The organism is Nonomuraea sp. NPDC049378, assembly GCF_055586745.1.
The window spans coordinates 57,885-81,468 of record NZ_JBVJHP010000007.1; the positions used below are offsets into that span (position 1 = coordinate 57,885).

General features: G+C 71.2%; 21 protein-coding genes. 13 read left to right on the forward strand and 8 right to left on the reverse strand.

Annotated features, from left to right (window positions below; translation table 11 throughout):
- The first annotated feature begins 63 nt into the window (after window positions 1-63).
- From ACZ6SA_RS16640 to ACZ6SA_RS16670, 7 genes are all read left to right on the forward strand, one after another.
- A complete protein-coding gene (locus tag ACZ6SA_RS16640) occupies window positions 64-1,065 on the forward strand; it encodes a LacI family DNA-binding transcriptional regulator (RefSeq protein ID WP_465828700.1) in 1,002 nt (333 codons plus the stop codon).
- 192 nt (window positions 1,066-1,257) lie between these two features.
- Window positions 1,258-2,673, forward strand: coding sequence for an L-fucose/L-arabinose isomerase family protein (locus tag ACZ6SA_RS16645; protein ID WP_465828702.1), 1,416 nt, complete (start codon window positions 1,258-1,260; stop codon window positions 2,671-2,673).
- Window positions 2,663-5,065: a glycoside hydrolase family 172 protein gene (locus ACZ6SA_RS16650; protein ID WP_465828704.1), complete on the forward strand. Its 2,403-nt coding sequence runs from the start codon at window positions 2,663-2,665 to the stop codon at window positions 5,063-5,065. The genes ACZ6SA_RS16645 and ACZ6SA_RS16650 overlap by 11 nt, the downstream gene beginning before the upstream one ends.
- Window positions 5,062-6,570, forward strand: a complete 1,509-nt coding sequence (locus ACZ6SA_RS16655) for a sugar ABC transporter ATP-binding protein (RefSeq protein ID WP_465828706.1) — start codon at window positions 5,062-5,064, stop codon at window positions 6,568-6,570. The genes ACZ6SA_RS16650 and ACZ6SA_RS16655 overlap by 4 nt, the downstream gene beginning before the upstream one ends.
- The gene (locus ACZ6SA_RS16660) at window positions 6,567-7,625 is read left to right on the forward strand and encodes an ABC transporter permease (protein WP_347650116.1); all 1,059 of its coding nucleotides are present in this window, start codon (window positions 6,567-6,569) and stop codon (window positions 7,623-7,625) included. Before ACZ6SA_RS16655 ends, ACZ6SA_RS16660 begins: the two co-directional genes overlap by 4 nt.
- Window positions 7,622-8,599 (forward strand): substrate-binding domain-containing protein, encoded by a 978-nt coding sequence (locus ACZ6SA_RS16665; protein ID WP_347650117.1) that lies wholly within the window; start codon window positions 7,622-7,624, stop codon window positions 8,597-8,599. Before ACZ6SA_RS16660 ends, ACZ6SA_RS16665 begins: the two co-directional genes overlap by 4 nt.
- The gene (locus ACZ6SA_RS16670) at window positions 8,599-10,038 is read left to right on the forward strand and encodes an FGGY-family carbohydrate kinase (RefSeq protein ID WP_465828709.1); all 1,440 of its coding nucleotides are present in this window, start codon (window positions 8,599-8,601) and stop codon (window positions 10,036-10,038) included. Before ACZ6SA_RS16665 ends, ACZ6SA_RS16670 begins: the two co-directional genes overlap by 1 nt.
- Window positions 10,039-10,113: 75 nt before the next feature.
- On the opposite strand, the gene ACZ6SA_RS16675 is transcribed toward ACZ6SA_RS16670, so the two are convergent.
- Together ACZ6SA_RS16675 and ACZ6SA_RS16680 are read right to left on the reverse strand one after the other, a co-directional pair.
- The gene (locus tag ACZ6SA_RS16675; RefSeq protein WP_465828711.1) at window positions 10,114-10,779 is read right to left on the reverse strand and encodes an IclR family transcriptional regulator; all 666 of its coding nucleotides are present in this window, start codon (window positions 10,777-10,779) and stop codon (window positions 10,114-10,116) included.
- Between the two features lie 44 nt (window positions 10,780-10,823).
- The gene (locus ACZ6SA_RS16680; RefSeq protein ID WP_347650120.1) at window positions 10,824-11,042 is read right to left on the reverse strand and encodes a hypothetical protein; all 219 of its coding nucleotides are present in this window, start codon (window positions 11,040-11,042) and stop codon (window positions 10,824-10,826) included.
- Between the two features lie 27 nt (window positions 11,043-11,069).
- On the opposite strand from ACZ6SA_RS16680, the gene ACZ6SA_RS16685 reads away from it, so the two are divergent.
- Together ACZ6SA_RS16685 and ACZ6SA_RS16690 are read left to right on the forward strand one after the other, a co-directional pair.
- Complete coding sequence (locus ACZ6SA_RS16685; protein WP_465828713.1) at window positions 11,070-12,380, forward strand: PP2C family protein-serine/threonine phosphatase; 1,311 nt, start codon at window positions 11,070-11,072, stop codon at window positions 12,378-12,380.
- The gene (locus ACZ6SA_RS16690) at window positions 12,377-13,405 is read left to right on the forward strand and encodes a cobalamin B12-binding domain-containing protein (protein WP_465828715.1); all 1,029 of its coding nucleotides are present in this window, start codon (window positions 12,377-12,379) and stop codon (window positions 13,403-13,405) included. Before ACZ6SA_RS16685 ends, ACZ6SA_RS16690 begins: the two co-directional genes overlap by 4 nt.
- A 115-nt stretch (window positions 13,406-13,520) precedes the next feature.
- On the opposite strand, the gene ACZ6SA_RS16695 is transcribed toward ACZ6SA_RS16690, so the two are convergent.
- The gene (locus tag ACZ6SA_RS16695) at window positions 13,521-14,789 is read right to left on the reverse strand and encodes a pectate lyase (RefSeq protein WP_347650123.1); all 1,269 of its coding nucleotides are present in this window, start codon (window positions 14,787-14,789) and stop codon (window positions 13,521-13,523) included.
- A gap of 136 nt (window positions 14,790-14,925) precedes the next feature.
- Window positions 14,926-15,063, reverse strand: a complete 138-nt coding sequence (locus tag ACZ6SA_RS16700; protein ID WP_347650124.1) for a hypothetical protein — start codon at window positions 15,061-15,063, stop codon at window positions 14,926-14,928.
- Window positions 15,064-15,168: 105 nt separating this feature from the next.
- On the opposite strand from ACZ6SA_RS16700, the gene ACZ6SA_RS16705 reads away from it, so the two are divergent.
- Window positions 15,169-15,741 carry a TetR/AcrR family transcriptional regulator gene (locus ACZ6SA_RS16705; protein WP_347650125.1) on the forward strand — a complete coding sequence of 191 codons (573 nt, stop codon included), beginning with the start codon at window positions 15,169-15,171 and terminating at the stop codon, window positions 15,739-15,741.
- A gap of 61 nt (window positions 15,742-15,802) precedes the next feature.
- Window positions 15,803-16,303 (forward strand): luciferase domain-containing protein, encoded by a 501-nt coding sequence (locus ACZ6SA_RS16710; RefSeq protein WP_347650126.1) that lies wholly within the window; start codon window positions 15,803-15,805, stop codon window positions 16,301-16,303.
- 37 nt (window positions 16,304-16,340) lie between these two features.
- On the opposite strand, the gene ACZ6SA_RS16715 is transcribed toward ACZ6SA_RS16710, so the two are convergent.
- The 4 genes from ACZ6SA_RS16715 to ACZ6SA_RS16730 form a co-directional block, all read right to left on the reverse strand.
- Window positions 16,341-17,282: a ThuA domain-containing protein gene (locus tag ACZ6SA_RS16715; RefSeq protein ID WP_347650127.1), complete on the reverse strand. Its 942-nt coding sequence runs from the start codon at window positions 17,280-17,282 to the stop codon at window positions 16,341-16,343.
- A gap of 163 nt (window positions 17,283-17,445) precedes the next feature.
- Window positions 17,446-18,237 carry a citryl-CoA lyase gene (locus ACZ6SA_RS16720; RefSeq protein ID WP_347650128.1) on the reverse strand — a complete coding sequence of 264 codons (792 nt, stop codon included), beginning with the start codon at window positions 18,235-18,237 and terminating at the stop codon, window positions 17,446-17,448.
- Window positions 18,234-19,391 (reverse strand): CaiB/BaiF CoA transferase family protein, encoded by a 1,158-nt coding sequence (locus ACZ6SA_RS16725; RefSeq protein ID WP_347650129.1) that lies wholly within the window; start codon window positions 19,389-19,391, stop codon window positions 18,234-18,236. The genes ACZ6SA_RS16720 and ACZ6SA_RS16725 overlap by 4 nt, the downstream gene beginning before the upstream one ends.
- A gap of 14 nt (window positions 19,392-19,405) precedes the next feature.
- Complete coding sequence (locus tag ACZ6SA_RS16730; protein WP_465828720.1) at window positions 19,406-20,137, reverse strand: IclR family transcriptional regulator; 732 nt, start codon at window positions 20,135-20,137, stop codon at window positions 19,406-19,408.
- Window positions 20,138-20,387: 250 nt separating this feature from the next.
- Here ACZ6SA_RS16730 and ACZ6SA_RS16735 point away from each other — a divergent pair, with 250 nt between their 5' ends.
- Both ACZ6SA_RS16735 and ACZ6SA_RS16740 read left to right on the forward strand, forming a co-directional pair.
- Window positions 20,388-21,836 (forward strand): aldehyde dehydrogenase family protein, encoded by a 1,449-nt coding sequence (locus ACZ6SA_RS16735; protein WP_347650131.1) that lies wholly within the window; start codon window positions 20,388-20,390, stop codon window positions 21,834-21,836.
- Window positions 21,833-23,548, forward strand: coding sequence for a thiamine pyrophosphate-binding protein (locus ACZ6SA_RS16740; protein WP_465828723.1), 1,716 nt, complete (start codon window positions 21,833-21,835; stop codon window positions 23,546-23,548). The genes ACZ6SA_RS16735 and ACZ6SA_RS16740 overlap by 4 nt, the downstream gene beginning before the upstream one ends.
- Window positions 23,549-23,584 lie beyond the last annotated feature (36 nt).

Consider the following 23,584-nt stretch of genomic DNA (forward strand, 5'->3'; position numbering starts at 1 on the left):
TTCCAGGCACCGCGATAGACTGCCGTAGCTCAGCTGCCGGGCCTGCCACGAGATGGGACGAGGTTGCTCAAAATCCAAGATGTCGCGCGACACGCCGGGGTCTCCGCCGCGACGGTCTCCCGCGTGCTCAACGGCCGTTCCACGGTCAACCCCGAGCTCGCGGCCCGCGTCCACGCGGCCGTCAGGGAGCTGGGCTACCGGCCCAACGGCGTCGCGCGCAACCTCAGGCGCCGGCAGACCACGCTGTGGGCGGTGCTCATCTCCGACGTCGGCAACCCGTTCTTCACCTCGCTCGTGCGCGGGGTGGAGGACGGCGGGCGGCAGTTCGGCTACTCGGTCGTGTTGTGCAACACCGACGAGAACCGCGCCAGGGAGGCCGAGTACATCGCGGTGGCGCTGGCCGACAACATGGCCGGCGTGATCATCTCCCCCGCCGACGACTCCACCGACATCAGCTCCCTGGTCGCCGCCGGCACCGCCGTGGTGACCATCGACCGCGAGCTGGCCGAGACCGAGGTCGACGCCGTGCTGGTGGACAACGAGAAGGGCGCGGAGATGGCCACCGCGCACCTGCTGGAGTCGGGCTACCGCCGCATCGCCTGCATCACCGGCCCGCGCCGGATGTCCACGGCGACGCGGCGGCTGCGCGGCTACCAGCGGGCGCTGCGGGCCTTCGGGCTGCCGTCGGACCGTTCCCTGATCCGCCACGCCGACTTCCGCGAGGAGGGCGGCTACTCGGCCATGGCGGCGCTCCTGGACGAAGGGGTCGAGATCGACGCGGTGTTCGGGGCGAACAACCTGATGACCGTGGGGGCCGTGGAGTGCCTCGTGGATCGCGGCGTGGCCATCCCGGGCCAGGTCGGGGTGATCGGCTTCGACGACATCCCCTGGGCGCGGCTGTTCCGCCCGGGGCTGAGCACGGTGCGGCAGCCGACGTACGAACTGGGGCGGGCGGCCGCGCAGCTGCTCGCCGACCGCATCGACAACCCGGCCAGGCCGGCCGCCCGCATGGTGCTGCAGACGGAGCTGCACCCCCGCGAGAGCTCCAGCCCCCGCGCCGGCTGACCTCCCCGCCACACCCGGGCCGGCGCCGCCCCGCGCCGGCCTTTCCGCTGCTCGTACGCGGTAGCGCTACCAGGCGGTCACTGTTGCCATTCTGTGATGTGAAGCGGCATTGACGGTCCAAGAGGTGAGATCTAGCTTGGGTGGAAATCGATTTCTGAGCAATCGATTTCTGAACATGGAGGTCAACCACCCGTGGCACGAATCGGAGTGCTGAGCATCTCGGACGGGCGCGACTTCGTCGCCCGCGATCTTGTGGATCACATCGACGCCGCCACCACCGCCCTGGCGGAGGCGTTGCGCAAGGAGGGGCACGAGGTGATCGTGGCTCCGGAGATCGTGTCGACCAGCGAGCTGGCCACCTCCCAGGCCCGCCGGCTCGCCGATCAGCGGCCCGACCTGACGATCTTCAACTACGCGGTCTGGGCCTTCCCGCATTTCACCATGCTCGCCGCCGAGGCCACTCCGGGGCCGCTGCTGCTGATGGCCAACATCGACCCCGCCCAGCCGGGCATGGTCGGCATGCTGGCCGGCGGCGGCGGTCTTGACCAGATCGGCAGGGTGCACGCACGGGCCTGGGGCGACATCGAGGACCCCGCCGTGAAGAGCCGCGTGCTGACCGAGGTGCGCGCCGCGCGGGCCGTCCGAGGGCTGCGCGGATCGACGTTCGGCCGGATCGGCGGCCGGCCCATGGGCATGTACACCGCCGTCGCCAACACTGACCAGTGGATGCGCACCTTCGGCGTGGACGTCGAGGAGATCGACCAGTGGGAGATCGTGCGCCGCAGCGAGAACGCGTCCCAGACCCGGGTGGAGGAGGCTCGCGAATGGCTGGAGACCAAGGGCAACGTCCACTACGACGGCAAGCAGCTCACACCTGACCTGCTCGAACGGCAGATCCGTACGTACTACGCGATGCGCGAGCTCATCGACGAGTGGAAGCTGGACTTCTCCGGCATCAAGGGCCAGCCCGAGCTGACCACCCACTTCTGCACGATGGACATCGCCGAGTCCTTCCTCAACGACCCCTACGACTGGGAGGGCCCGAAGGAGACGCACGTCTGCGCGACCGAGGCCGACATGGACGGCGCGCTGAGCATGCAGATCCTCAAGCTGCTGAGCGGCGACCCGGTCCTGTTCGCCGACGTGCGGCACTACCACGCCGACAAGGACGTGTGGGACCTGTGCAACTCCGGCCAGCACGCCACCTGGTACGCCGCCCGCTCCGACGACCCCGCCGAGAACCTGGCGAGGACGCACTTCTACCCCGAGGTGTTCTTCTTCCCCGCCGGCGGCGCCAGCGTGCACCACCTGGCCGCGCCCGGCGCCGCCACGTTCGCCCGGCTCACCCGCAGGGACGGCGCCTATCGCATGCACGTGATGCGCGGCGACTTCGAGCTGTACGACGACGCCACGAACGAGGCCATGGCCAGGCAGTCGACGTTCGAGTGGCCGCACGCGTTCACCAGGCTGCACGTACCGGCCACCGAGTTCCTCGGGCGGTTCGGCTCCAACCACATCCACGCCGTTCCCGGCGACCACGTCGCCGAACTGCGGGCGGTCTGCGCACAACTGGGTGTCGAGTTCGAGGGGTTCGGCGATGCGGCTTAACACGATCCTGCTGGCGGCCGTCCTGGCGGCCGGGGCGTTGGCGGCACCCGCGCAGGCGCAGCCGGTTCCGGACAAGGGCCTGGTCGGGTGGGACGTCTACCGGCGGCTCGACCGGCTGCCGGAGCTGACGACCGGCGTGCAGACCAAACAGTTCTCCAGCTTCGACCGCACGGCCGACAACAACGACGGGTTCGAGGGCACGTACTCCTGCCTGCACACCTCCGGCCATGGTTGCGTGATCGCCGAGCACACCGGCGCCGGCGAGGTGCAGGCCATCTGGTTCACCAGGGACGGCGGCGACGTCACGAAGACGGGCACGATCACCATCGAGCTGGACGGCCGCAAGGTCGTCGAGGCGAGCCTGCAGGACCTGGTGAACGGCAAGCTCGGCGCGCCTTTCGTCCATCCCCTCGTGGGCAACGCCGACCAGAGCTCGGGCGGCGTCTACGTCGAGGTGCCGATGCCGTACCGGGAGTCGATGCGCATCACGACCGAGCACAACCCGCTCTTCCACCACGTCTCCTACCGCACGTTCGCCGACGCCGAGGGCGTGCGCACGTTCGACCCGTCCGACAAGGCGCAGGACGTGATCGACCGGCTCAGGGCCGGCGGCGACCCCAAGCCCGCGCTCCCGGGCGCGCGCACCCACGACACCGCGATCGACCTCGGCCCCGGCAGGTCGGTACGGCTCGCCCGCACGCAGGGCTCCGGCCTGCTGTCTCAGATCAGGCTCCGGCTGCCCCAGGCCGAGCAGGTCCTGCCCGAGACCGAGGCCGACGAGGGCCGGGCGTTCGGCAAGGACGGCTCCAGCGAGTTCACCGTCAAGATCGACCCCGGGAACGACGGGGTGCGGCTGACCCGGCGCATCGACCCCGCCATCGGCAAGCAGGTCGCCAAGGTGCTGGTGGACGGTCAGGAGGTGGCCCAGTGGCCGCCGAGCAAGGTCGGCGCCTCGGGCATGTGGGCCGAGGAGTCCGTCGACCTGCCGGCGAGCGCGACCAGGGGCAAGGCACAGATCACGATCAAGAACGTGTTCCAGTCGGCGGACCTCGACTACAACGAGTTCACGTACTGGGTGGACAGCGGCGGCGAGCGCACCGACACCGTGGACGTGGGCGACGCGGCGGACGAGGCGGCGCACGGCTACACGATCGCCGCGCAGACCTGGCAGGGCGAGCGGACCTTCGCCTTCCCGATGGAGGAGGACGAGCTCGCCAGGGTCAGGGCGGCCCAGGAGGTGCTGCAGGGGCTGCGGCTGCGGATCGCCTTCGACGGCAGGCGCACCGTGGACGCGCCGGTCGGCGAGTTCTTCGGCAGCGGGCACGCGATGATGCCGGTCAAGTCGCTGATGTACGCCGTCGACGCCGAGACGAGCACGATGTCGGCCTGGTGGCCGATGCCGTACGGGAAGGGCGCGACGGTCGAGCTCCACAACGGCACCGGCCGGGCGATCGAGGGTGAGGCGTCGGTCACGTCGGCCCACCGTCCCATGGCACGAAATGTCGGTTATTTCGGGGCGCAGTCGCACGCCGGCGCCACCACCCCCGGCAAGAGCTGGCCCTTCCTCAAGGCCACCGGCCAGGGCAAGTTCGTCGGGGTCAGCCACACCATGCGCGGCCCGACCAACCGCAACTACCTGGAGGGCGACGAGCGCGTCCACGTGGACGGCTCGCGCACCCCGCAGATCCACGGCACCGGCAGCGAGGACTTCTACCAGGCGGGCTGGTACTTCAACAGGGAGACCTTCAACACGCCCTTCCACGGCAATCCCGTGCACCTGGCCCCGGCCACCGGCTGCCCGGAGGAGAGCGACTGCACCAGCGCCTACCGGCTGATGATCGGCGACGCGGTGCCGTTCGGCAGCTCGATCACGTTCGACATCGAGCACGGCTGGACCAACAACGTCGAGGGCGTCTACTCCTCCACCGCCTACTGGTACGGCTCCGGCAGGGCGGCCGCCAGGAAGACCGACGCCCTGACGGTGGGCGACCCGGCCAGCGAGCGGGCCCACCGCTACACCGGCCAGGGCGAGGTCACCACGCTGGAGTCCGCGTTCGAGGGCGATCTGGAGAACGCCGACACGCTGAAGGCCACCCAGCGCGTCACCGAGGGCCCGGTCTCCTTCAGACTGCGGATCGACCGCGGCGACAAGGGCGTCGAGCTGCGGCGGACGAGTGACCAGAGCCGCGCCGGGCAGCGCGCCGAGGTCACCGTCAACGGGCACCGGCTGCCCGACTGGACGCAGCCGCTCGGCAACGAGAGCCGCAGGTGGCTGGAGGACACCTACCAGATCCCGGCGAGCGCGACCCGGGGCCGCGGCGAGATCACGGTCCGGCTCACGCCGAAGACGCCCTGGTCGGCCGCCTCCTACACCGCGTGGAGTCTGCGGTGACCGTTCTGACGATGCGGGCCATCGGCAAGTCCTTCCCCGGCGTGCGGGCCCTCGACGGGGTCTCGCTCACCGTGGCGGAGGGCGAGGTGGTGGCCCTCCTCGGAGAGAACGGCGCCGGAAAGTCGACGCTGATGAACATCCTGGCCGGCGTGTTCAAGGAGTACGAGGGCGAGATCGAGATCGGCGGGCAGGCGGCGCGCATCCACTCGCCCAAGGACGCGCGCCGGCACGGGATCGCGATGATCCACCAGGAGCTCAACCTCGTGCCCGAGCTGTCCGTCGCGGACAACATCTTCCTCGGCAGGGAGCGCGCGATCCTCGACAGGAAGGCCATGGAGGCACGGACCGCGGAGCTGCTGCGCGGTCTCGGCCTCGACCTGTCGCCGCGCCGGCTCATCAAGCAGTGCAAGATCGCCGAACGCCAGCTCATCGAGGTGGCCAAGGCGCTGTCGCAGAACGTCCGCGTCCTGGTCATGGACGAGCCGACCTCGGCCCTGGCCGACGCGGAGGTGCGGCGGCTGTACACGGTCATCCGCGACCTGACCGGGCGCGGCGTGGCCGTCATCTACATCTCGCACCGCCTGGAGGAGCTGGACGAGATCGCCGACCGGGTGGTCGTGCTGCGCGACGGCACGTACGTCGGCGAACGCTCGGAGGTGGACCGGGACGAGCTGATCCGGATGATGGTCGGCCGGCCGCTGGGCGAGATGTTCCCGCGGGCGGACGGCGGAAGCACCGGAGGGGAGCTGCTGAAGGTCGAGGGGTTGTCGGTGCCGGGCGAGCCCGGCACCGGCCGTACCCCGTTGCGCGAGGTCTCCGTGTCCGTACGGGCGGGCGAGATCGTCGGCGTGGCCGGCCTGATGGGCGCGGGCCGCAGCGAGCTGCTGGAAACGATCTTCGGGATGCACCGGCCGGCCGCGGGCTCGATGAGCCTGGGCGGGCGGCCGTACCGCCCGCGAAGCCCGAAGGGCGCGATCCGGCGCGGCGTCGCGCTCGTCGCCGAGGACCGCAAGGCGCAGAGCCTGGTGCTGGGCAACAGCATCGCCTTCAACGCCGGCCTGCCCTCGCTCGGGCGGTTCCTGCGCTTCGGCATGGTGGACGCCCGCCGCGAGCAGGCGGCCGTCGAGCGGCAGGTGACCGAGCTGCGGGTCAAGGCGCCCGGCACCCGGTTCACCGTCGGGAACCTGTCCGGCGGCAACCAGCAGAAGGTCGTGCTGGCCAAGTGGCTGCTGACCTCGCCGTCGCTGATCCTCATGGACGAGCCCACCCGCGGCATCGACGTGGGGGCCAAGGCGGAGATCCACGCGCTGATGTCCTCGCTGGCCGCCGGCGGCAAGGGCGTGCTGGTGGCCTCGTCGGAGCTGCCCGAGCTGCTCGCCATGTGCGACCGCATCCTCGTGCTGTGCGAGGGCCGGATCACCGCGGAGTTCTCCCGAACGGAGAACCCCACGCAGGAGGCGATTCTCGAAGCCGCCATGGCACGACAAAAGGTGACGACCCCATGACGACCAAGACCGCGCCGCCCACGCCCGCGAAGCCACCGGGCGAGAACCGGCTGCGGCGCACGTTCTCCGCCCTCGGCGCGGCCCAGGCCTACATCGGCCTGGTCCTGATCCTTGCGGTCGGTATCGCCACGAAGGGCGACATCTTTCTCAACGAGACGAACCTCACCAACGCCGTCGGCGCCTTCGCCTCGCGCGGCATCCTGGCCGTCGGCGTCACGCTGGTGATCCTGACCGGCGGCATCGACCTGTCCGTCGGCTCGCTGCTCGGCATCGCCTCGATGACGGCGGCGATGATGTTGTCGAAGCATTCGCTGGAGCCGTGGCAGATCGTGCCGATCTGCATGGTGGTGGGTGCGTTCTTCGGCTTCCTGAACGGCGCGGGCACGGCCTGGCTGCGCATCCAGTCGTTCGTCATGACGCTGGCCATGTTGTCCGTCGTACGCGGCCTGGACCGGCAGGTCAGTGACAACGTCAGCGTCGGCACCCAGATCGCCGGCCCCGACGGGAAGCTGACGCCGCAGGCGGAGGCGTTCCAGCTGTTCGGCACGCCGGGGCACAACCTGTTCGACCGGATCTACTACCCGGTGCTGGCCTTCATCGTGGTCTGCGTGGTCTTCCACCTGATCCTGACGAAGACCCGGTTCGGCCGGCACGTGTACGCGGTCGGCGGCAACCCCACCGCGGCCCGCCTGTCCGGGGTCAACGTCACGGCGATCACGATCGCGGTGTTCACGCTGTCGGGCATGCTCGCCGGGTTCGCGGGGCCCATCGACGCCGCCTACAGCGCCTCGGCCGACCCGCAGGCCGGGCAGTCGTACGAGCTGGACGCCATCGCCGCCGCGGTCATCGGCGGCGCGTCGCTGGCGGGCGGCAGGGGGACCATCGCGGGCACGTTCGTCGGCGCCCTCATCCTGACGCTGCTGGACAACGTGCTGGGGCTCAACGCGGTCAGCGACAACTGGCAGCTCGTCATCAAGGGGCTGATCGTCGTCGTGGCGGTGGTCCTGCAGCGTCCCGATCTCTTCAAGTTCTTCCGAGGAGGGTCTCGATCGTGAAGAAGGCCATCACCATCGCGCTGTGCGCGGTTCTCGCCGCGGCGTGCGCGTCGAAGGCGCCCGGCCCGTCGACGTCGGCGGACGGCGGTGAGAAGAAGACGTTCGTCGTCGGCTACTCGCAGTCGAACAACGCCGAGCCGTACCGGGCGCAGCTCAACCTGCAGCTGCAGCACTTCATGAAGAAATATCCGGATATCGAGCTGCTGCCGATCGCCGACGCCAAGCAGTCGAGCGCCACGCAGGTCTCCCAGGTCCAGAACTTCATCACGCAGAAGGTCGACGCGCTCATCGTCTCCCCCACCGAGCCCGCGCCGCTGACGGCGGCAGTGGAGCAGGCGTGCCAGGCCAAGATCCCGGTCATCATCCTCGACCGCACGGTGAACACCGACTGCTACACCGCCTTCATCGGCGGCGACAACGTGCTCATCGGCAAGAAGGCGGGCGAGGAGGCGGTCAAGCTGCTGCCCGACGGCGGCACCATCGTCGAGCTGCGCGGCATCATGTCCAACCAGCCGCAGATCGACCGCGACAAGGGCTTCCGCGAGGCCATCGCGGCCAATCCCAAGATCAAGATCATCGCCGACCGCGAGGGCAAGTGGCTGAAGGAACAGGCCACCCCGATCATGCAGCAGTGGCTGGCCCAGCACGAGAAGATCGACCTCGTGTACGGGCACAACGACCCCATGGCGCTCGGCGCCTACCTGGCGGCCCAGGCCGCGGGCAAGGCCGAGCAGATCAAGTTCATCGGCATCGACGGCCTGGCCATCCCCGACGGCGGCATCCGCGCCGTGCAGCTCGGCCAGCTCTCGGCCACGTTCATCTACCCGACGGGCGCGGAGGAGGCGGCCGAGACCGTCAACAAGATCCTCCACGGCCAGGAGGTGGACAAGAAGCAGGTGCTCGGCACGACGCAGGTCACCAAGGACAACGCGGCCGAGCTCTACAAGAAGTACGACCTGTCGGGACAGGGCTGATGTTCCTCGGCATCGACATCGGCACCGCGAGCTCCAAAGGCGTGCTGGTGGCGCCCGACGGGACGGTGGTGGCCACGGCGGTGCGCGAGCACCGCACCGCCACGCCCCGGCCCGGCTGGTTCGAGCACGACGCGGACGAGGTCTGGTGGGCCGACTTCCTGGCCATCGCCGGGGAGCTGGCCCGCCCTGACGTCGCCGCGCTCGGGCTGAGCGGCATCGGACCGTGCGTCCTGCCCTGCGACGCCGACGGCACGCCGCTGCGCCCGGCCATCCTCTACGGCGTGGACACCCGCGCCACCGCCGAGATCGCCGCCCAGACCGAGCGGTACGGCGAAGCCGCGATCATGGACAGGTGCGGGTCGCCGCTCACCTCGCAGGCGGCCGGGCCGAAACTGGAATGGCTGCGGGGCCACGAACCCGGCGTGTGGGAGCGCACCCGGCGCGTGTTCATGGCGCACTCCTGGCTGGCGTACCGTCTGACCGGCGCGTACGTGCTCGACCACCACTCGGCCAGCCAGTGCACGCCCCTCTACGACACCCGCGCCCACACGTGGATCGCCGAATGGGCCGCCGGCATCGCGCCCGGGCTGGAGCTGCCCGCGCTCGCGTGGAGCGGCGAGACCGTCGGCACGGTCACGCCCGCCGCCGCGGCCGGCACCGGGCTGCCCGCCGGGATCCCGGTCGTCGCCGGCACCATCGACGCCTGGGCGGAGGCCCACAGCGCGGGCGTCACCGCGCCGGGCGACGTCATGCTGATGTACGGGAGCACCATGTTCATCGTCGAGGTGCTCGCCGCGCGGGCCGCCTCGCCGCACCTGTGGGGGACCGCCGGGGTCGCGCCGGGGACGTACAACCTGGCGGCGGGGATGGCCACCTCGGGGGCGATCACCGGATGGTTGCGCGACCTGACCGGCGCGTCGTTCGAGGAGCTCACCGCCGAGGCCGCGGCCGCCGGGCGTGGCGCGGAGGGGCTGCTCATGTTGCCGTACTTCGCCGGGGAGCGCACGCCGCTCTTCGACCCGGACGCGCGCGGCACGCTCATCGGGATGACCCTGCGGCACGGGCGCGGCCACCTCTACAGGGCGGCGCTGGAGGCCACAGCCTTCGGCGTGCGGCACAACCTGGAGGCCATGCGCGCCGCGGGCGGCGCGGGCAGGAGGCTCGTGGCGGTCGGCGGCGGCACGCGGGGCGGGTTGTGGACCCAGATCGTGTCGGACGTGCTGCAGCAGCCGCAGGTGCTGCCCGCGCACACGGTCGGCGCGGCGTACGGCGACGCCATGCTGGCCGCCCGGGCGTGCGGCGTGGCCGGCGAGGGCTGGAACCCGGCCGTCGCCACGGTCGAGCCCGACGCGGGCGCGGCCGCCGACTACGACCGGCTCTACCACCTCTACCGCGACCTCTACCGGTCGACGCGCCACATCGCCCACGCGCTCGCGTGAGCGGCGCTCAGCCGGACACGATGAGCTTCGCGAGGAACCCCCTCAGCGGGACACGGCCGGCTTCGTGCAGGGCCGTCAGCCGGACACGATCAGCTTCTCGATGCGCTCGGCGGCGGCCACGACGAGGTCGCCGTACTGGTGGCCGGGCCCTTCCCGGCTGACCCTCGACAGCGGGGCGGACAGGCAGAGAGCCGCCACCACCTCGTCGTTGACCCGCACGGGCGCGCTGACCGAGCTCAGCCCCAGCATGCGCTCGGAGACGCTCTCGAGCCAGCGCCGCTCGGGACGCGCGGGATCCGGCGGGTCGCCGACCTCCAGGATGCGCGCCGCCGAGCCGCGCCCGGCCAGCGGCAGGCGCGAGCCGACGGGCAGGGAGGCACGCAGCTCGGCCTCGGACTCCGCGCTGGCCACGCAGAGCCGGTGATCGCCGCGCCGCACCCAGATGGCCGCCGTCTCCCCCGTGCGCGCGCGCAGGTCGTCGAGCACGGGGCCGGAGACCGTGATCAGGCCCGAGGAGGTGAAGCGCCGCCCGACGTGGTAGCGCCCCTGCGGGTCACGGCGCAACAACCCGTGCTTGACCATGGACGCGGCCAGCCGCTGCGCGGTCGGGACGGACAGGCCGAGGTGGCGGGCCAGCTCGGTGGCGCTCATCGGGGCGCGCTCGACGGTGTCGAGGATGGCGACCGCCCGGTCGATCACCCCGACCCCCGTGACCAGGTTTGCCTGCTCCTCATCCCTCACGGCACGACCTTAGCTCCGCCGCGCGAGCCGCGCCACGACACCGGTCAGTTCTTGATCTCGACGAGCGTCACGCCCTCGATGGTTGCCGCGACGAGCTCGATCGCCTCCGGCGGGCCGTCCTGCACCGGTGCAGGTGAAAGATACGGAAAGAAAGGATATGACGTGAAGGGTCCCGTGCCCTGCTGCCCGTAGAGTGACGATTCGGACAGCGGTCGGGGACGGGGCACGATCTGGATGGTGGGGTACGACGCTCGCGGGCTCATGACGCGTTTCCCGCCGGGCCGGCCGGGATGACCGGCTGCCGGCGGACCGCCGAGGCGCTGCACGCCGAGCGCCAGTGGACGACGTACATGGTCGAGGCGTCCGGGGAGCTGCTGTCCTCCCTGAACCTCGACCGCTGCCTGGAGACGACGGCGCGCCTGGCCGCCCGGCGGCTCGCCGACGCCGCGCTGGTCGTGTTGCCGATGCCCCGCCGCAGGTTCGTGATCGTGCGCTCCGACGCGAGAGGCCGGGTGGCCCGCGAGAGCGCGGCCATCGATCCACGCGCGGTCCCGGGCCTCGACGAGGCGCTGCAAGGTTTCCCGCCGGTGCCCGCCCGCTGGATCGATCCGGCCGACGCTCCCGGCTGGGTGCTCAGTGACGGGTCCGGGGACATCGGCTCGGTCGCGCTGGCCTCCCTGCCCGGCCGCGGCCTGCACGCGGGCGCGCTGGTGCTGCTGCGGCGCGAGCGGGAGGCCGGCTTCTCGGACAACGAGGCGGTGTTCGCGAGGCTGCTGACCGCGTGGGCGGGTGCGGCGATCTCGGTCGCCCGCCTGTACGCCGAGCAGGAGGCCATCACCGAGACCCTGATGGCCGAGCTGCTGCCGCCTCCCCCGCCGCGGCTGGAGGGTGCGGAGGTGGCGGCCCGATACCGGCCCGCGGGCGCCGGGGAGCGGATCGGCGGCGACTTCTACGACGTGCATCCCGTCGCGGGCGCGGGGGGCGAGTCGCTCGTGGTGCTCGGCGACGTGTCCGGCAAAGGGCTGGAGGCCGCCGTGCTCACCGGCAGGATCCGCAACACCCTGCGGGCCCTGTCGGCCCTGGCGGACGACCACCACCGCGTGCTCGAGCTGCTGAACGACGTCCTCATCGCCGACGGCGTCCCGACCCGCTTCGTCACCCTCGTCCTCGCCTCGTTCAGGCGCCGCGGCACCCGCGTCGAGTTGCGGCTGACCAGCGCCGGGCATCCGCCACCGCTGATCCTGCGTAACGACGGCCGCGTCGAGACGGTCACGACCGTCGGCACGCTGATCGGCCTGCTGGAGCACATCACCAGCGCCACCGCCTCGGTGGAGCTGGAGCCCGGCGAGACGTGCCTGCTCTACAGCGACGGCATCATCGAGGCCAGGGGCGGCCCGCTCGGCGACGAGTTCTTCGGCGACGAACGCCTGTGCGAGCAGCTCGCGCAGTGCGCCGGCATGCCTCCGGAGGCGCTGGCCGAACGCGTCGAGATGCTGGCATCGGAGTGGGTCGGCGGCGGCGAGCACGACGACATGGCGGTGGTCGCCATCACGGCCTGCCGCGACGTCCCACCCGGCGCGGCAGGAGAGCGGCTCCCGTGAACGCCGGCATCGGGAACCACGTCGACACGTTGTGGGCGGCGGCGATGGCGGGCGACCAGTACGCCGCGATCGACGCGGCGACGGCCGCCATCGACGCCGGCGTCCCCGTGGAGACCCTGCTGATGGACGTCGTCGCCGCCGTGCAGGCCCGGGTCGGCCACGAGTGGGCGGCCAACCGCGTCACCGTCGCCCAGGAGCACACCGCGACCGCGGTGAACGAACGTGTGCTCGACGCCCTGGCCCACCACCCGGCCATGAGGCAGAGCCGGGCGCCGGGCAGGGGCCGGGTCGCGGTGGCGTGCATCGACGGCGAATGGCACGCGTTCCCCGCGCGGTTGCTGAGCGAGGTGCTGCGGGTGAACGGCTGGCACGTCGACTACCTGGGCGCGCAGATCGCCACGCGCCACCTGGTCGCGCACCTGCACCGGACGAACCCGGACGCGGCGGCGCTGTCCAGCTCGCTCGCGATCCGGCTGCCCGCCGCGCACGCGGCCATCACCGCCTGCCAGGCGGCGGGCACCCCCGTGCTGGCGGGCGGAGCCGCCTTCGGCCACGACGGCCGTTACGCCCGGCTGCTGGGCGCCGACGACTGGGCGCCCGACGCCCGTGCCGCCGCGGATCTCCTGGCCGCCGGGCCGCTGCCGCGCAGGACCGCCCCCGGCGGACCGCCGCACCTCGCCGGACCCGAGTACACGCGGCTGGACCGGTCGGCTCCCGCCCTCGTGAGAGGCGTCATGGACGAGCTGGGCCGGCACGTGCCCGAGATGGCGGCCTACACCGAGCGGCAGGTCGGGCAGACCGCCGAGGACATCGCCCGCATCGTCGACTACCTGCGGGCCTCCCTGTATGTCGACGATCCCGAACTCTTCTCCTCGTTCCTGAGGTGGATGGCGGGCATCCACACGGCGCGCGGCATCCCGGCACAGGTGGTGGCCTCCGCCGTCGACGTGCTGGCCGGCCTCCTCACCGGTTTCCCGCGTGCCCTCGCCACGCTGGCGCGGGCACGTGACGTGCTGCGCGCGTGACCGCTGGAGCTCCGCACGTTCGGCGGCCGCCGCCTGGCCGGTCCGTGTCGTCCTGGGCGGGCCGGCAGGAAAGCAGGCGGGAGGGGCCCCGAGCTCGCTCGGGGCCCCTCGGTGACTAGCGCCAGGTGATGTCGGAGGAGGAGTAGAGGCAGTTCACGCCATCCGCCCCCTCGCCGATCTTCTCCGGCTCGTCGCCCTTCGGGACGCCCCGGTACTTCTCGCAGATCGTGGTGTCGTCGCCGTACACCGTGATCCTGCTGAAGCGGGCCGTGTCGCCCCAGTTCGTGTTGATGCCGGCCAGCACGTCGGTCGAGCGGGCGGTGACGCCGTCCATGACCACGTGGCGCTGGTAGGAGCTGGAGCAGTTGCCGCAGGCGCGGTAGAGCTTGCCCGCGTTGTGCACCTGGAAGTCCCTGATGGTCAGCGTGCCGGCGCCGTTGTGCTGGAACACCTTGTCGGAGGCGGACTTGGCGCCTCCGCCGTCCACCAGGTAGGTGGCCGACGAGCTGGACGACCTGAACGTCGCGGCGTCCTCACCGACGTCGTTCCACCACACGTTGCGGATCGTGCACGAGCCCTCGCAGTGGATGCCGTCGCCGGCCGGGGCGTCGATGATGACGTTCTGGATGGTGCCGCCGTTGTCCACGACGAACATCGGATCCTGGCTCTCCCCCTGTCCGCCGTCGCCGATGCCGTAGTAGCGCTTCATGCCGCCGTCGAAGAACGTGCCCACGTCACGGGTCTCGGTGATGTGCACGCTGCCGGTGTCGGAGGGCCACTCGCCGCTGCCGTCGCCGCCTCCGCCGCCGCTGCCCATCTTGACGAGCCGCCACTGCTGGTTGGCGCCGCCGAGGTCGTCCCACTGGGAGATCCTGGCGCCGTCACCGGTGCCCCACTCCCACACCTCCAGCGCCTTGCCGCTGTTGCGGTTGATCAGCCGGACGTGGCCGCCGTCGGAGTCGGCCAGGCGGAACTGCTGGTTGGCGGCGTTCAGGTCGGCCCACTGGACGATCTGCGCGCCGCCCTCGGTCGACCACTCGTAGACGTCCAGCACCTTGCCGCTGAGGCGGGACTTGAGCCGGTAGTAGCCGCTGCCGGAGCTGACGAACTGCCACTGCTGCTGGTTGCCGTCGTTGCGGGCCCACTGCACGATCGGCGCGCCGTCGTTGGTCGCGAAGTCGTACAGGTCGAGGGCCTTGCCGCTGTGCCGGTTGACCAGCACGTACCACGCGTTGGTGTCGACGCTGGCCGCCTGCGCCGGGAGCGGCGCCACGGCGATGGCGCCCACCGTGGCCGTCAGCACGGCCGTCAGCACGGCCGTCAACATGGCGGCGAGGGTCGCCGGCAGCCGGCGCCATCGCCTGGAACGAGGGTCACGTGTCAAGGTCGTCCTCCTCTTTGGTAAGCGCTTTCCCAATGGGTGTGACGCTGCCGGGATAGCCGAGTTCGTTGGGAGATCCGCCTTACTCGAAGGCTGGTCGTCGCTGTTCGAGCTTTGATCGCACGCGCCGGGGCCACCGTCAACCGGCCCTCGGAGGCATGCCCGCCGACCTGCGGGTTCCCGCGGTGAAAGTTTCATCCCGAGCCCCGGCCAGCCGGCGGGCGAGGTCGAACGGGGCGGCCGGCGTGCCCGTGGCGCCGGGCGCGGGAATCGTCATGCGGCCTCCTGGCGATCGGCGATCATCCGGGAGGAGCTTCATCGGAGATCCGGCGCCACCCGTGCCCAGGAAAGTGCGTACGAGTGTTGGCCTACAATCGTTGTCATGGCTTTCACCGAGCGATCGGCCGCCACACGGACCTCCATCCTCTCGGCCGCCAGGAAACTCCTCATCGAGCGGGGCTTCGAGGGCATGACGATCAGGGCCGTCGCCGCGCAGGTGGGCGTCGACCCGTCGATGGTCATGCGCTACTACGGGAGCAAGGCCGGGCTGTTCAGCGCCGCCGTGGACGTCGACCTGCGGCTCGACCGGGTCGAGGACCCGCCGCTCGACCGGCTCGGCGAGCTGCTCGTGCGCCACTTCCTGGCACGCTGGGAGGGCGACCTGTCCGACGACGTGCTGATCCTGCTGCTCCGTTCCGCGAGCACCAACCCCATGGCCGCCGAGCGCATGCGGGAGGTGTTCGCCGGCCAGATCGCCTCGCAGGTGGCCCGGCTGACCGGGGCCGAGGGGGCGGCGCTCCGGGCGGGGTTGATCAGCACGCAGCTGCTGGGCCTGGCACTCACCCGCTACGTCCTGCGGCTCCCGCCGATGGCCGAGGCCGACACCGAGACCTTGGTGCGGGAGATCGGCCCGGTGGTGCAGCACTACCTGACGGGATCAGACATCACGGCGTGACGGTCAGTCGGAGGCGCACACCCCTATGTCGCTACATATCGCACATGTATGATTACTCAGTGTGAGCAGTGCGAGCAGTCAAGAAGCAGCGATATCCACGTTGCGGGAGCGGTGCGGCGACCGTCCCGCCACCTTTCCCGAGATCCCGCACCAGCAGCTCGACCAGATCGCGCCGGTGCAGCTGCAGGAAGAATTGTGGCGGCGGATGGCCGGGCTCGGCCACGTACGCACCGGCGCCAGCGTCGTCTCCCTGCCGGAGACCCGCGCGCTGCACCTGGACCCGGAGCACGCGCTCGGGCCCGGCCCGGCGTTCGTCCGCGGCAGCACCGAGTTCGCCCACCTGCACGGCGCGTCCGACGGGAGCCTGCACCTGCTGCTGCCCGAGCGGGACGCCGCCGAGGCCGTGGCACGAGGGTGGGGCGAGTTCCACCCGCTGGTGCTGGAGGGCCGCTGCCCGCCCACTCTGATCATGGTGTACGGCCCGCGCGACGACGACGAGCTGGAGACGGTGTGGGAGCTGGTGCGCCGCAGCCACGCCTTCGCCTCCGGCCACATCCTCTGACCGGAGGCGAAGGGGACGTGCGTTCCGATCGCCGATCTCAGCGGCAGAACGGAGCCATGCCGAGGACGGACTTGACACCTCCCAGCAGGTGCTGGACGAAATACCGGTCGCCCTCCATGGGCTCATCGGTCCACGCCTTGACGTCATGCCCGAGGGTGGTCAGCCAGGCCTTGCCGCCGTCGTAGTACTGACACCAGCTCACGGGATGATGCCTGCCGTGGCCGGGGTGCCCGAGGTTGCCGCGTACCCCGCGGGCCAGCGTGTTCTCGTCCACTTCGGCCAGCACCCGGACGTGAGTGGGCGCGGGGACGAGGTTGTACCACTCGTCGGAGAAGGCCCAGGTGCGGGGTAGCCCCTGGGTGGAGGCGTCGCGGCGGTTCACGGTGACCACGGTGCCAGGCTGGTTGGCGCTGTGGTCGTAGAAGTTGGCGTTGCCGAGCAGGCCCTCGTACCAGGGCCAGTTGTACTCGGTGCCGAAGGCGTTGTGCACGCCGATGAAGCCGCCGCCCGCGCGGACGTACTGGCGCAGCGCGGTCTGGGCGGCGTCGTCGAGGGCGTCGCGGGTGGTGCTGAGGAACATCACCGCGTTGTAGTTCAGGAGCCGCCCGGCCGAGGCGAGCTGGGCGACGTCCTCGGTGTGGTCGACGGTGAAGCCGTTCTCCCGGCCCAGCTCGACCATCGCCTTGACGGCGACGTTGTCGTCGTTGAGCGGCGGGTTCATGCCAGGGGCGAGCGGGGTGCCGAGGTGGGCGTGACGCGGGCCGGCGGTGCGGCTGTAGACGAGCAGCCTGTAACCCTCGGAGGGGTCGAAGTTGCCCCAGTCGTGATAGCAGCGGGGGTCGGTGCCCCGGCAGACCCCGTAGTCGGGATCACCGAGGTTGCGCGCCCCTTCGGGAGAGGCGGCGGAGCTGGGGGCGGTGGCGGTGAGCAGGACGGCCGCCGCTGCGGCGGCGGTGGCGATGGAGAGTCGGCTGCGCATGGACACCTCGCATTTCGATCCACCAGGCGGATCGATAGGTCCACTGGGGGAGCTTGAGCGTAACCACGGATCTTCGCGGGAACAAGCTCTTGCGCACACCCGGCAAGGCGCGCCGGGACCGCGGGAAGGGAGATCCACCGCAGCGGGTCTCCCCTTCCCACGCTCAGAGCCAGGTAGGCAGCACGGACGGCGGCATCGGCCCCTTGTTGCGCCGTCCCTGCCCGGCTTCCTCCCAGGCGTGCGCCAGGATGCCGACAGATCTGCTGAGCACGAAGAGCCCGCGCGCCAGCGGCGCGGGGAAGCCCAGTTCGGCGTAGACCACGGCGGTCGCGCCGTCGATGTTCATCGGCACCGGTGCGATCAGCCGCTCGACCTCGATCGCGGCTCGCAGGTGTGCGCCCGGCACCACTCCAGCCGTGACGGCCTCGGACACCAGGTCCAGGAGCGGATCCCGGCGTGGATCGCGCGTGTGGAAACGATGGCCGAACCCCGGCAGGTATTTGTCCCGCGAGCGCCGGCGGGCGACCACGGCGGCCACGTCGCCGTCGGCGACCACCTCCTCGAGCAAGGCCACGCACTGCTCGCCCGCGCCGCCGTGCACGTCGCCGAGCAGGTTGACGCCTGTGGCAACGGCATTGTTGAGCCCCACCCCGCATGTCACGGCCATCCGGGCGACGGCGATGGACGGCGCGTGCGGCCCGTGGTCGACCGAGGAGACCAGGGCCGCCTCCAGCAGCGCCGCCCTGCGCGGGTCGGGGCGCTCGCCGCGGAGCATGAGCCAGATCATCTCGACGAAGCCGATCCGCCCGATGAGATCCTGGACCGGCCGCCCGCGCAGCTCGATGACGTCGGGCTCGATCCGCGACACCGCTGTCGCCCACCAGTCGGCCACCGCGGTCTCGGGGGCGCGGCCTGCCGCGGGGGCGGCCTCCCCGGTCCTGGCCGGCTCGCTCATGACCCGGCCCCGAACTCGTCGTTGTGCTCGCCCAGCAGCGGGGCCGGCCCGCGCGGGCGCAGGGCGACGCCGTCGACGACGACACCGTTCCCCGTCACCGTGACCCGCCGCTCGTCCGCTCCGGCGAACGGCACCTCTGTCAGAAAGCCCCGGTGACGCACCTGGTCGAGTGTGAGCGCTTGGGGGACGGTGAGGATTCGGGCGGCGGGCACGCCCTCGCGGGAAAGGATCTCCTCCCATTCCAGTGCGGTCTTGGCCCGTAGCGCCTGGTTGAGCTCCCGGTTGAGCTCCCGCCGGTGGGTCTTGCGCGCTTCCCGCTCGGCGAAGCGCGGATCGGCGGGCAGGTCGGGCCGCCCGACGAGCCGGCACAGCGTCTCGAACTGAGGCTGCTGGTTGGCGGCGATGTTGAGCGGCCCGTCGGCGGTCTCGAACGTGCCCGAGGGGGCGGCGGTGGCGTTCTGGTCGCCCATCGGCTCCGGCTCCACGCCGCTGATGAGGTAGTTCGACACCGTCCAGCCCATAGCCGAGATCGACGCCTCCAGCATCGACAGGTCCAGGAAGCAGCCCTGCCCTGTGCGGTGGCGCCCGGCCAGCGCGGCGGACACCGCCAGCGCGGCCATCAGCCCGCCGATGGTGTCGCAGATGGGGAAACCCACCCGCAGTGGCGCGGTGTCGGGCGTGCCGGTGACGCTCATCATGCCGGACAGCCCCTGGATGATCTGGTCGTAGGCGGGCGCCCCGCTCATCGGTCCGCTCTGGCCGAAGCCGGAGATCGCGCAGTAGACCAGGCCATGGTTGAGTTCGCGCAGGCGGTCCCAGCCGTAGCCGAGCCTCGCCAGCACGTCGGCGCGGAAGTTCTCCAGCAGGACGTCGGCCCCGGCCACCAGCGACTCGAAGGCGGCCCGCCCTGCCGGGCTCTTGAGGTCGAGCTCGACCGACCTCTTGCCGGCGTTCTGGGCGAGGAAGGAGGCCCCCATCTGCTCCCGATTGAGCTCCGGGTCGGGTCCGAGCCGCCGGGCGAGGTCCCCTGCGCCGGGCAGCTCCACCTTGACCACTTCCGCGCCGAACAACATCAGCTGGTAACTGCAGTACGGCCCGGCCAGTACGTTGGTCAGGTCCACGACCTTGACGCCGTCCAGTGGCAACTGCTGCATTCACGCTCCATAGGTCAGGTCAGTGGATGGTCGAACCCGCGCTCCGACATGCGCTTCGCGGCCTCGCGCAGATCTGCGGCGAATTTCCCGACACGCTCTTCGGTGAAGCGGACGGTGGGGCCGCTGAGCGTCAGCGCCGCCACGGTCGCTCGCGAACCGCCCGTGACCGGGACCGCGACCGCCGACAGGCCGGGCTCGCGCTCGCCGTGGCTCACCGCGTACCCCGCGTGTGCCGCCTCGTCGATCCAGCTCCGCAACGTGGCCAGGTGTGCCGCGCCGTCGGGAGAGGAGCGGGCCACCCGCTGGAGCAGCCGCTCCGAGGCGTCCTTCAGCAGGATCTTGGAGGAGGCCCCCGCCCACAGGGGCAGCTCGTCGCCGACCCGCACCACGTGGCGCAGCGGCTGCGGGCTCTCCTGCTGGGCGATGCAGATGCGGTGCGTGTCGCGCAGCACGTAGAGGTTGACGGTCTCGCGATGCCGGATGCCCAGCTCACGCATGAGCTGGACGGTCTCAGGCGGCAGTTCCCACGCCGATCGGGCCAGGTGGGCCCAGCGCCACAGCGCCGGCCCGGCCGTGTAGCCCTTGGGCGTGGCCCACAGCAGGCCCATGTGCTCAAGCGTCTGCAACAGCCGCAGAGCCGTGGTCTTGGCCAGTCCGGTCTCGTCGACGACCTCGCGGATCGTCAGCGTCCGGCGATCCTCGGTGAGCAGGGAGAGGATGTCGAACGCGCGCTGGACGCTGCGCACGCCCCCGCTCTCCCCGGGCTCCGCAGGAATGGATGAAGGCACGGATCCTCACTTGTGAGTTGAAGGCGAATCTGCCGCTCACCTTCTCATGTGGTCCGTACGCTAACACCCAGTCCGCATAGCGGTCCATAAGAACCATCAAGTGGATTACCCGACCCCCTTGCCAGAACCTTCGGCATGCTCATACCGTGAGGCAATCCACACTGCGGAGTTTGAGAACCACTGCGCGGATCGATGGGAGTCGTCGACCATGAACACCATCAACGAAGCCAGGTGCTTAGTCGCCGGGGAGTGGTTGACCAGCGGAGAGCACGCCGACCGCGTCGGCCCCTACCTGCGGGAGGTCGTGAGCCGGGCACGAACCACCCCACCCGGCGACGTCGACGCGGCCCTGGCCTACGCGCGGCAGGCGGCCGGACGTGTCGCGCGGCTGGCGCCCGCCACCCGGGCCGGCGTCCTGGAACGCGCCGCGGCCGCGGTCACGGCGCAGGGGGACCGCCTCGCAGGGCTGCTGGCGTTGGAGCTGGGCAAACCCCTCAAGGACGGGCGTGGTGAAATCGTGCGTGTCGCGGACACCCTGTCCGTCGCCGCGGCTGAGGCGAGGATGATCGGCGGCGAGGTGCTGCCCGTGGCGGGCTGGGGCCGCGGGGTGGGCAACACCGCGATCACCCAGCGGGCGCCCGCGGGCCCGGTGCTGGCGATCACGCCGTTCAACGCGCCCGCGAACCTGCTCGCGCACAAGCTCGCAGCCTCCTTCGCGGCCGGCAACACCACGATCGTCAAGCCGCCGCCGCAGGCCCCCGCGGTTTCGACCGCCCTGGTCGAGCTGATGCTGGAGGCCGGCATGCCGGTGGAGGCGGTGCAGGTCCTGCACGGGGGCGGGGAGCTGGGCGCGCGGCTGTGCGCCGCGCCGGAGATCGCCGTCGTGAGCTTCACGGGCAGCGTCACGGCCGGCCACGCCGTCGCCCACGCCGCCGGGCCGAAACGGGTGATGCTGGAACTCGGCGGCAACGCCGCCACCATCGTCTGCGAGGACGCCGACATCGCGGAGGCGGCGTCCGCCTGCGCGCGGACCGGCTACAGCAACTCCGGGCAGAGCTGCATCTCCGTCCAGCGCGTGTACGTGCACCACAGCCGCTTCGAGGAGTTCTCGCAGGAGCTGACCGCGCAGGTCAAAGGCCTGGTCGTGGGCGATCCCCTGGATCCGGCGACCGACGTCGGCTCCATGGTGGACGACGACGCGGCCGAGCGGGTGGTCCGCTGGACCGCTGAGGCCGCCGGTCAGGGCGCCAGGGTGACGGCCGGCGGCACGCGCGACGGCGCCGTGATGGCGCCGACCGTCGTCGTCGCACCGCCCGCCGAGGCCCGGGTGGTTCGCGAGGAGGTGTTCGGCGCCCTGGTCGCCGTGCTGCCCTACAACGACTTCGACGCTGTGATCGAGGCGTGCAACCGCAGCGCGTACGGGTTGCAGGCCGGGCTGTTCACCCACGACGTCCGCCGCGTCATCACCGCCTGGCGCGAGCTGGAGGTCGGCGGCCTGGTCGTCAACGGCTCCTCCAACTTCCGGCTCGACCACGTCCCGTTCGGCGGGGTGAAGGACTCCGGCATCGGCCGCGAGTCGCCGCGCTGGATGATCGAAGACTTCACCGTGACCAAGACGCTCATGCTCAAAGGCCTGACCATCTGGGGAGACCGTTGACCACCACAGCCGCTCACGCCCTCGTCGCCCAACTCGAGGAGCTCGGCGTCGAGTACGTCTTCGGCACGTGCGGCCACACGAACATCGCCGTTCTGGACGCGCTGGCCGACAGCCGCATCCGCTTCGTCATCGGCCGCCACGAGCAGGCCGCCGCGCACGCCGCCGACGGCTACGCCCGGGCCTCCGGCAAGCCGGGAGTCCTGCTGGTCCACGTCGGGCCCGGCCTGACCAACGCGGCCACCGGCGTCATGACGGCCGCGCTGGACTCGGTGCCGATGGTGGTGATCTCCGGCGACATCCCGTCCTACTACCAGGGCCGGCATCCCCACCAGGAGATCAACCTGCACGCCGACGCCGACCAGGCGAGCGTGTTCCGGCCGTTCGTCAAGCGGGCCTGGAACGTGCACCGGGCCCAGGACCTCGGCCGCTTCGTCGAGCGCGCCTTCTGGACGGCCACGGCGGGACGTCCGGGCGCCGTGCTGGTGAACGTGCCGATGGACGTCTTGTCCCGTCCCGCCGCACCGTATCCGCCGATCAGCCGCGCGGCGCCGCCCGGGCTGCCGCAGGACACGGCCGAGCTGATCGCCGCCCGCTTGGCCGCGGCGGAGCGGCCGCTGATCTACGTGGGCGGCGGGCTGCGCGACAGGCCCGAGGCCCTGATCCGGCTGGCCGAGCACTTGGACCTTCCCATCGTCCACTCGCTCATGGCCAAGGGGACCGTGCCCGACGCGCACCCGCTGCTCCTCGGTATGCCCGGCTTCTGGGGACTGGAGCTCACCAACGCCTACGCCCGCGAGGCGGACGTGGTGCTGGCGCTCGCCACCCGCTTCGCCGAGACCGACGCCAGCTCTTGGGATCCCCGCTTCACATGGGACCTCTCCGGCAGCACGCTCATCCAGATCGACATCGACCCGGCCGAGATCGGCCGCAACTACCCCGCCGCCATCGGCGCGGTCGCCGACGTCCGGCTCGCGGTCGAGGCGATCGCCGATGCCGCCACGTCTCACGCCGCACGTTCGAGGCCCGAGCTTCGCAAGCAGATCCAGCAGGCTCGATCGGAGCTGTTCTCGGCCAGCCGGGAACGCGGCGGGAGCGCGGACTTCCCGCTGCGGCCCGAGCGCATCCTGAAGGACCTGCGGGACGCGTTGCCGCCGGACGCGTTCCTGGTCACCGACGTGGGCTGGAACAAGAACGGCGTGGCGCGGTGCTACGAGCTGCCCGCCGAGGGCCGCTTCATCACCCCGGGCGGCGCCTCCACCATGGGCTTCGGCCCGGCCGCCGCCGTGGGCGTGCAGCTGGCCCGGCCTGAGGCCGTCGTGGTGGCGCTGGTCGGCGACGGCGGCATGAGCGCACAGCTCCCCTCGCTGCCGCTGGCGGTCGAGCAGGGCACTCCGGTGATCTTCGTAGTGATGAACAACCGCTCCCACGGCACGATCTCCGACCTGCAGTCGGCGCACTTCGGCCGCAGCCACGGCTGCGACTTCGTCGATCCCGCCGGGCGGCCCTACAGCCCCGGTTTCGCCGCACTCGCCCGAGCCTGCGGGGCCGACGGGCATACGGTGGCCACGCCCGACGATCTCGGAACAGCGCTACACGAGGCCATCACGAACCGACGACCCGCCGTGATCGATGTGCCGATGGTGAACGAGCCGGTTCCGACGCCCGGCCACTGGAACATCACGGACATATACCAGGGTCTCTTCACCGACTGAAGGGCTGAAACCGTTGTAAGTTCGAGATTCCCTCAA